Source organism: Oscillibacter sp. (assembly GCF_032060045.1).
Taxonomy (GTDB): domain Bacteria; phylum Bacillota; class Clostridia; order Oscillospirales; family Oscillospiraceae; genus Oscillibacter.
In genome coordinates this window covers 107,084-113,607 of sequence record NZ_DAMBZJ010000005.1, presented here as the reverse complement: position 1 = coordinate 113,607, position 6,524 = coordinate 107,084, and the positions used below count along the sequence as shown (strand labels likewise).

9 protein-coding genes are annotated in these 6,524 nt (G+C 42.6%); all 9 read right to left on the bottom strand.

Going from position 1 to position 6,524, the window contains the following annotated elements:
* Positions 1-88: 88 nt before the first annotated feature.
* On the bottom strand, positions 89-724 hold the full coding sequence (locus RT018_RS03715) for a hypothetical protein (protein ID WP_312939401.1): 636 nt from the start codon (positions 722-724) through the stop codon (positions 89-91).
* Between the two features lie 236 nt (positions 725-960).
* A complete protein-coding gene (locus tag RT018_RS03710) occupies positions 961-1,173 on the bottom strand; it encodes a helix-turn-helix transcriptional regulator (protein WP_312939399.1) in 213 nt (70 codons plus the stop codon).
* Between the two features lie 5 nt (positions 1,174-1,178).
* Complete coding sequence (locus RT018_RS03705) at positions 1,179-1,475, bottom strand: DUF6442 family protein (protein ID WP_312939397.1); 297 nt, start codon at positions 1,473-1,475, stop codon at positions 1,179-1,181.
* 169 nt (positions 1,476-1,644) lie between these two features.
* Positions 1,645-2,322: a hypothetical protein gene (locus tag RT018_RS03700; protein ID WP_312939395.1), complete on the bottom strand. Its 678-nt coding sequence runs from the start codon at positions 2,320-2,322 to the stop codon at positions 1,645-1,647.
* Complete coding sequence (locus RT018_RS03695; protein ID WP_312939392.1) at positions 2,285-2,650, bottom strand: PadR family transcriptional regulator; 366 nt, start codon at positions 2,648-2,650, stop codon at positions 2,285-2,287. The genes RT018_RS03700 and RT018_RS03695 overlap by 38 nt, the downstream gene beginning before the upstream one ends.
* A gap of 168 nt (positions 2,651-2,818) precedes the next feature.
* Positions 2,819-3,754 carry a type II CAAX endopeptidase family protein gene (locus RT018_RS03690; protein WP_312939389.1) on the bottom strand — a complete coding sequence of 312 codons (936 nt, stop codon included), beginning with the start codon at positions 3,752-3,754 and terminating at the stop codon, positions 2,819-2,821.
* A 22-nt stretch (positions 3,755-3,776) separates the two neighbouring features.
* Complete coding sequence (locus RT018_RS03685; protein WP_312939386.1) at positions 3,777-4,886, bottom strand: helix-turn-helix transcriptional regulator; 1,110 nt, start codon at positions 4,884-4,886, stop codon at positions 3,777-3,779.
* Positions 4,887-5,238: 352 nt separating this feature from the next.
* A complete protein-coding gene (locus tag RT018_RS03680) occupies positions 5,239-5,661 on the bottom strand; it encodes an MmcQ/YjbR family DNA-binding protein (RefSeq protein ID WP_312939383.1) in 423 nt (140 codons plus the stop codon).
* A gap of 237 nt (positions 5,662-5,898) precedes the next feature.
* Positions 5,899-6,384: a hypothetical protein gene (locus tag RT018_RS03675; protein WP_312939380.1), complete on the bottom strand. Its 486-nt coding sequence runs from the start codon at positions 6,382-6,384 to the stop codon at positions 5,899-5,901.
* Positions 6,385-6,524: the final 140 nt, after the last annotated feature.

Here is a 6,524-nt window from a genome sequence, read left to right as displayed (position 1 = left end):
CCTGAACCCCCGCTGCCGTTTTACCGAGGTGTCCAACTTACACTTGCAATTTGCGGATTTTTAAAAACCAATTCGCGGTCGCCTAAATTCATGCAAGACTTTCCAGTTGATAAATCTCAAGAGTTGGGTGGGTTTTCATAAATTGCAGCAATTGTTCTGCGTCCGCATTTTGCAAATCTTTCTTTTGCAGAAGGATAAAACTCTTTTCCCAGTTGACCAAAATAATATCCCTGCAAAACACGGCCTGCAATAAGTCTTCAAAGGACACTATTTTCCGATCATTCTCCCAAATACCCGTGTCTTGGAAACTAACTTTTTTGCGTTTGCCAGCATCAAGCGACCTATATCCGGACCAAATTCGCTCCGTTTCCTTATGTAGACGTTTATCGGAATCTATCCGGGGCTGAATCAGATAGAAAATTCCCAGTAAAAAAGCCACCGCGCCTGCAATCAGCACAGACATAAGCTCCTTTGGAGCCATAATACCCGGAATGAGGGCAAACAGTCCCAGTATAACTAAAAACGCTCCGTAAACTTTGGATCGTTTCCGACTTCTTTCAGAGATACTTTTCGAACCCTTTGGAACGGCGTTCAACTTGTCGATCGCGACCCACATCTTGGGGCATTCTTTCCTGCTTTTCATTTCCGTCAATTTTTTAAGTGCATCAAATAGCTGCGATTTGCCGCATTCTTCATAAGGACTCAACAAAAACGTGAATAGCATGTAGTACCTGCCAACTCCTTTTCCTATAATTTATCAGTAAGCGCAGATCGCACCCGGAAGCCGCGCTCCTCGTTTCGCGCCAAACACAGACAGGAACCGTGTTTGCGTTTAAAAAAGCGATCCAGCCTGAATGCCATGGGTGTTCTTCATACCTCCGCATATAGCATAAAGCAATACAGAGGAGGCATGTTGAAAAAGCCAAAGTGTGGCCATCAGAATACAGCAAAGCCTGCCTCTTATAATATTTTCAGCATTGTACGATCAGGCTCAAAAAGTTTGTCTACTGTCGTTCCCAATAGGTTTGCCAGCTTAAAAGCCAATAGCAGTGTCGGATCATATTTGTCATTTTCGATTGCATTTATGGTCTGACGTGTGACACCTAGCGCTGTAGCTAAATCTTCCTGCCTATAATTTTTTTCTTTCCGTCGTTCTCTTATGCTGTTCTTCATAGTGCTCAACGCCCCATGGTAACATACAGGATTCCACCAAAGACTATAAGAAAAAGGAATACCACAACCGAAATTAGCAGTTGCTTTTTCCCGCTGTTATCGTCAACTCTTATCTTCTCGATGCTTGTGACCAGAAAGTATACCAAAAACTGTAGAATGAAAAGAAAAAAGGGCAGTGAAGTTTCTTGGCCTTTCACGAAGTTATATCCCGCCCATATTAAGAGCGAGAATACCGTAAAGGCCCAACTCCATTTAATTCCTTTCTGGTTTATTCTAAGCTCCATCTCATCCATTTTTCTCATAAGAAATCCCCCTAAATGTCAAACAAGTTTTACATTTAGAGAATACAACGGATCCGAAAGAATGTCAATAGTTTTTTACATTTAAGGTGGACAGCTTTTTACAGTCCACTTTTTCAAGTCCAAGGCCACTACGTATTATTTACTCACGATCCATTGCATGACACCGGTATCATTCCAATTGCGACAGTACCTTGTGGGCAATGTAGAGCGCCAGCACAGCCAAGCAGGCGATAAAAATGTTTACGGTAAAAAGCGTTGCCCGTCCCAGCCACGCAACCAGCAGGAAGACTCCCATCAGTCCACCTCCTACGAAAAAAGCCTTCCATCGGTCGTTCTTCTTTTTTTTACCAATCTGAAATGCATGTTTCATGAAAATTTCTACAATGAAAATGGCTGCTGCAACAATAATGCCAATGGATATGACACTTCCAATCGAAACAGAAATTTGATAGTTCCGCGGATTTCCTGAAATAAAATCGTGGATCAGGGCAATTGTTTCATTGGCCATCACAATTTTGATCGCGCCAATAATGGACAGGGACCAACAAACAGTGTCAAAAATGTCAATGATTCTTTGCTTTAGGGTTGTCGGAGGCAGGCTGGCAATCACGTCATCGCAAAAAGCCTGATAATCCTCTCCGATAACGGCGCGGATATTCTCTCCCCGCTGTTGAGCTGAAAGTACCATTTCCGTTAAATCATGGCGTACAAGCTCCTGATGATATACCGAGATGTTGGCTCCACGCAGGTAACAGATCATGTCGGTAAATGCTTCCTTGTTCTCTGGGTTCACCTGTTTATCTAAAAAATTATTCATCCGGTTCAGTTCTTTTGTTTTTTGGTTCATATGATGATCCTCCATTTTGGAATAATTTGTTTACTGCATTTTCAAGTTGGATCCAGTTGGAATAGAAACAATCCATTTCTTCCTTTCCGGATTTTGAAATAGAAAAGTATTTTCGCTTGGGACCGACCGGAGATTCCAGATACTTTGAAATAATAAATTCATTTTTCTCCAGTCGCAGTAAAAGCGGATAGATTGTCCCTTCTGAAATATTAGAAAATCCGTATTCCTGTAATTTTTCGGATATCTCATACCCATAGGTTTCTTTCTGGCTGATTACTTTTAAAATGCAGCCCTCCAGGGTTCCTTTCAGCATTTGTGACGGAATCATTCTTTCACCACCTATCTTGCATTGCAATGTAGATTGCTATATTGTAATGCATAATAGGGTCGATGTCAATCCCTTTTGATGTTCCCGCTTAAGCTTGTTGATTGCAAAAGAAGCAGGCATCCTTTCATGGTAAAGGATGCCTGCTTCTCTCGTAGTTTTCAAAAAGCCTCATTTCTGGTTCAAGGTCCCATCTTCTTGCCGGTACGCTTCATTATTATCTAACCGCTCTTTATTGCCCACCTTTATTAGCAATATAACGGCGAGCGCCATAAACGGTAGTCCGCCAATAAGGCCGGTGATTGCCGGGCCAAGCAGTGGATTATATCCGCTCTTTGCAAAAATAATCGGCAGTGACGCGCCCGCGTTTACCGTTGAGTGAATCATGGCGGCCGGGAAGGCACTTTCCAGTTTGATTGTGATATAGCCTTCAATAATTCCAAGCATTACGCAAAAAACGATCATCGCCAAAATGCCGAACCACGGATAGCCCCAATAATCGGTTCCGTAATTGTGCCCCATTACGATAATAGGTAAGTGCCAGATTCCCCATATTACGCCTGTAATAATTAACGAGGCTCTGTCAGATAAAAACATGCGCAGTTTAGGGAGCAGATACCCCCGCCAGCCAAGTTCTTCGCCCATGGTCGGTATGATATTTACAATCGGGCCGATGGCAACAAAAATCAAAAACTGAACGCCCAAGAGCGCGGATGCACTAGGCCCATGCGCACCACTGGAAGTGACCATTGCCATTAAAGCCGTAAGCTCTGCGTCAAACGAATCAGGGAAAATCAGAAAATAAACCGCTCCGCTCAGCAACAGCAAGACTGTCGGGCCGAAGTACAGAAGCAAATAATCTCTCATATGCCCCTTGAAGTGGGGGCGCAGATACATATTTTTAAAGCCTTCTTTTGTTATAAGCCGTGTTAATACATTGGATAGTGCAGGCATAAACATGGCAACTGCCAAAATTACTGCGGATGCCCCGCTTCCATAGGTCAACCCGCAAAGCGGTACCAACAAAAAGACAATCCAGGCAAGGATAATTGTAAGGGTAATGAATATAATCAGTCGTTTTTTTGTCATCAATTTATCGTGTTCCATAATAACAGTTTCCTTAATTTCTTTATTCGCAGTTATGTCGAAGCTTTTCCGTGATACTCTGAAAACGCTGCTCATCGGAAAGCACCGAAAACGCCGGATTATTAACGATCACATCCGACATACTTTTCCTGATTGTTTTTTCATCTCGTGGAAGATCCCCTCCCAGATCAAGCTGATCCAGCCAGCCGTCCAGACGGTCAAAAAAAGCATCCCCATGCAAGCACAACGGATAGATATCGCTTGTTACGATCTCGGTGTACTTTTGCAGCATTTCAAGGGCCTTATCATGATGCTTCTGGGCAATAAACCCCTGCGCCGCGGAAATATAAAGGCCGACCAGGACGCCGGGATGAAGATGCCTCATGTCAAACGTTTCCGCTACGACGAGCGAGCGCCGCAGTACCTCCTCAAATGTGCACGGGTCATCTGCACATAGCATAAGGTAAGCCGGTAAAAAATTGAACAGGACGACCAGATTCTGAAAAATTCCAACTTGTAAAACGGATTTTGCTTCCTCAGTGCGCCCTGTCATCTGGTAAGCGGACGCCAAAATTGATTCAGGGGGCAGCGCAGGCGCGATTGTTCCGTCAAGCAGCGAAAGTGCGGTATTGGGATCACCGGAAACAAGACCGCACAGGGCCTCCATATACAAAGCCTGTCTGGTTATGGATACGTCCTCGCACTCCTCTTTAATCCGGGCAAAAAGGCTTCTTGCCTCCTCCGTCACGGACGCGGATTTCTGAGAGTCCTTCAGCAATTCCAGATGATTGACCATCAGCGTCCCAATTTGCAGCAGCAGTGGAAAGCATGAATGGTATTTTTTAATAATCCCCCGGCAGGTTTCCATCACGCAATCAAACGGTTTTGATGCAAAATCATCTGACAGGCTCCGGTACAGTTTACGAATCTCCTCTTTTGCCATCTGCGGCTTATAATCTATCAATTCGTCAACGCTGATGTTAAAGTACGCCGCCAGTTGGGGAAGAAGGGCAATATCGGGATAGCTTTGCCCCGTCTCCCATTTGGAAACCGACGCTTTGGACACTCCCATGTAATTGGCCAGCTCATCCTGCGTGATACCCCTTTCTTTACGCTTATTAATAAGGACTTTTGCAATATTGATCTCCTTCATTCGAATCACCTCTGAAGTTAGTTTAGTTGTCAGGCAGAAGAAAATCAATGGATTTGCAGTTGATAACGGTTGAATAAATCAACCGTTGCGATACTTTTGGCCTGCACTGTTATTGTAATGCATTAGTTGGGTCACTATACAGCAAATAAATCGGGTCTGAAATATCAAAAGCAACATGCCGATTTACATTCTTGGCATGTTGCTTATTATTTGTGGGCCACGTCAATTCTGGCTATCCATGCTATTATTAGACAGGAATTTGAACCATTACGCCCTCAAGCTATATAATTAAAAATTCAAAATAATTACGGCGGTTCGGGTTATGCGCATGGCATGCAATTTCAGCAGCCCGTTAAGTTGGTAGTTGCTTCTTCGATACTTCCTGCTGGGCCTTTTTACTCAACAATGAGTATACCAATTTATAGGAAGCGTACACTATATCTGCAAGTACATTCTGTGGCACATTCCCATCCAGATATACAGTACTCCAATGCACCTTATTCATATAGTAACCCGGCACGATGTCCTCGTATTCGCGGCGTAGTATATCACTGAATATAGGCTCCAGTTTTAAGGTAATAATGGGGCGCCCATTTCGGTCGTCAATACCGATATAGGCATACATCTTACCACCTAATCGATATTTGTATGCTTGCCATATCGGTTGAAATTCTTTTTCAGTAGCTGGAAGTTTTATCAAGTATTCATCCAACCACTGGTAGTTTTTCATACTGTCCTCAGCCCATGGTGTTACGCTGTTTTTCATATCAGCCATTCTGTTCTCCTCATCTAATAAGTTCCCTATCAATCTTAAAAACCAAATAACAAATTTTTAAATAATGTATATCCTTTAATTTTACCATGAACAAAACGAAAAGTCATGTATGAGTTCAAATCCTCATACATGACTTTATGTTGTATTATTCGGTCAAAACACACATGTTATCAACAGCATACCAGATTTTATCAACAAAACGCATTTCCGAACTTCACGATCTGCAAAGAATGAAACTTATGTGGTTTGTGCGCTCCGTCTCAGATTTGCAGCCGCGTTCATGATTGCTTCTTTCCACTCTTTGCGTTTGGAAACTGTAATCTTTAGTAATTCATCGTTTGTTGTATCAATAATTACCGCTTTTTGAAGCAAGCCGAATTTACCATCCCGAACTGCTTTTATTTGTTCCAACGGAATGGAAATAACGCCGTTTTTGCTCGTCATTTTATTGACAATAGCAGCGGTTAAAGACGTTTTCAAGTTGAATCCTTCCAGCTTTTCAGGGATTGCCAATAGCCGCCGATCCGTGAGATAAATATATGAAGTTGTACTCAATTTTCCAAAGAACTGCTTATCTTCGGTTGTATAAGTACCTAGTGCGGACATAAGTTTATTTTCCACGGTGTTACCTTTAAAATCCGTCCCGCATCGTGGACAGCACGTTGTTTCTTGGCTGTGATTCTCATCTACATAATCACAGATGAGACATTTTTCATTCTTCATAAAGTGTAGGTCTCCTTTTCATGAATTGATACATATTTTATTTTACCATATATGTCAAATTTAGTTATTTTTATTTTGTGACATTTCCGGCAAACACAATAAGATAGCACCCCCACTAAGTACCCAGTCATAATCGCACA

What these genes read in the sequence shown, in the direction of transcription:
- RT018_RS03715 (WP_312939401.1), bottom strand. Translation starts at nt 724, where the DNA reads ATGCTATTCACGTTTTTGTTGAGTCCTTATGAAGAATGCGGCAAATCG.
- RT018_RS03710 (WP_312939399.1), bottom strand. Translation starts at nt 1,173, where the DNA reads ATGAAGAACAGCATAAGAGAACGACGGAAAGAAAAAAATTATAGGCAG.
- RT018_RS03705 (WP_312939397.1), bottom strand. Translation starts at nt 1,475, where the DNA reads ATGAGAAAAATGGATGAGATGGAGCTTAGAATAAACCAGAAAGGAATT.
- RT018_RS03700 (WP_312939395.1), bottom strand. Translation starts at nt 2,322, where the DNA reads ATGAACCAAAAAACAAAAGAACTGAACCGGATGAATAATTTTTTAGAT.
- RT018_RS03695 (WP_312939392.1), bottom strand. Translation starts at nt 2,650, where the DNA reads ATGATTCCGTCACAAATGCTGAAAGGAACCCTGGAGGGCTGCATTTTA.
- RT018_RS03690 (WP_312939389.1), bottom strand. Translation starts at nt 3,754, where the DNA reads ATGGAACACGATAAATTGATGACAAAAAAACGACTGATTATATTCATT.
- RT018_RS03685 (WP_312939386.1), bottom strand. Translation starts at nt 4,886, where the DNA reads ATGAAGGAGATCAATATTGCAAAAGTCCTTATTAATAAGCGTAAAGAA.
- RT018_RS03680 (WP_312939383.1), bottom strand. Translation starts at nt 5,661, where the DNA reads ATGGCTGATATGAAAAACAGCGTAACACCATGGGCTGAGGACAGTATG.
- RT018_RS03675 (WP_312939380.1), bottom strand. Translation starts at nt 6,384, where the DNA reads ATGAAGAATGAAAAATGTCTCATCTGTGATTATGTAGATGAGAATCAC.